This is a genomic window from Halobium salinum, assembly GCF_026586625.1.
In the GTDB taxonomy this organism is placed as follows: Archaea; Halobacteriota; Halobacteria; order Halobacteriales; family Haloferacaceae; genus Halobium; species Halobium salinum.
Genome location: NZ_JAODIW010000012.1, coordinates 1 through 1203 on the forward strand (window position 1 = coordinate 1; position 1203 = coordinate 1203).

The following is a 1203-nucleotide window of genomic DNA, read 5'->3' on the forward strand; positions in this document are numbered from 1 at the left end:
AGCCCCCTTGCGAAGCCCAGATTCGACACTCGTTGCGAGTGCCTCATCCGGACCTCACTCGGGTGCTTTGACGGGCGGTGTGTGCAAGGAGCAGGGACGTATTCACCGCGCCCTTCTGAGACGCGATTACTACCGAATCCAGCTTCATGAGGGCGAGTTTCAGCCCTCAATCCGAACTACGACCAGGTTTCTGAGATTACCGTCCTCTTTCGAGGTAGGAACCCATTGTCCTGACCATTGTAGCCCGCGTGTAGCCCAGCACATTCGGGGCATACTGACCTACCGTTGCCCATTCCTTCCTCCGTGTTGGCCACGGCAGTCTCCCTAATGTACCCATCACCAGTATGGCATGCTGGCAATTAGGGATGTGGGTCTCGCTCGTTGCCTGACTTAACAGGACGCCTCACGGTACGAGCTGACGGCGGCCATGCACCTCCTCTCTGTAGCTCGTGACTAGGTCATCAACCTGACCGTCATTACTACAGTCGATGCTGGTGAGATGTCCGGCGTTGAGTCCAATTAAACCGCAGGCTCCTCCGGTTGTAGTGCTCCCCCGCCAATTCCTTTAAGTTTCATCCTTGCGGACGTACTTCCCAGGCGGCCAGTTTAGCGGCTTCCCTACGGCGCATCACCCACTCGTAGTGGGTGACACACCTAACTGGCATCGTTTACGGCTCGGACTACCCGGGTATCTAATCCGGTTCGAGACCCGAGCTTTCGTCCCTCACTGTCGGATTCGTCTTCCCGAGGTGCTTTCGCCATCGGCGGTCCGTCCAGGATTACGGGATTTCACTCCTACCCCGGACGTACCCCTCGGGTCTTCCGATCCCAAGCCTCGTGGTATCCGCCGGACGCCCACCTGTTGAGCAGGTGGATTTCCCGACGGACCAACGAGGCCAGCTACGGACGCTTTAGGCCCAATAAAATCGGTCATCACTCGAGCTGCCGGTATTACCGCGGCGGCTGGCACCGGTCTTGCCCAGCTCTTATTCTGTAACCACCTTACGGTTACGAAAAGCGAGGGCTAGTATGCCCTCGCACTCGGGGTCCCCTTATCGCACTTCCGTGCAGTGTAAAGGTTTCGCGCCTGCTGCGCCCCGTAGGGCCCGGAATCTTGTCTCAGATTCCGTCTCCGGGCTCTTGCTCTCACAACCCGTACCGATTATCGGCACGGTGGGCCGTTACCCCACCGTCTACCTAATC

Annotated in this window: 1 rRNA gene; it reads right to left on the minus strand. The window is 58.2% G+C overall.

Annotated elements, in window-relative coordinates:
- Window positions 1–1203: ribosomal RNA gene (locus N5095_RS22000) — 16S ribosomal RNA — on the minus strand; the annotation flags it as partial.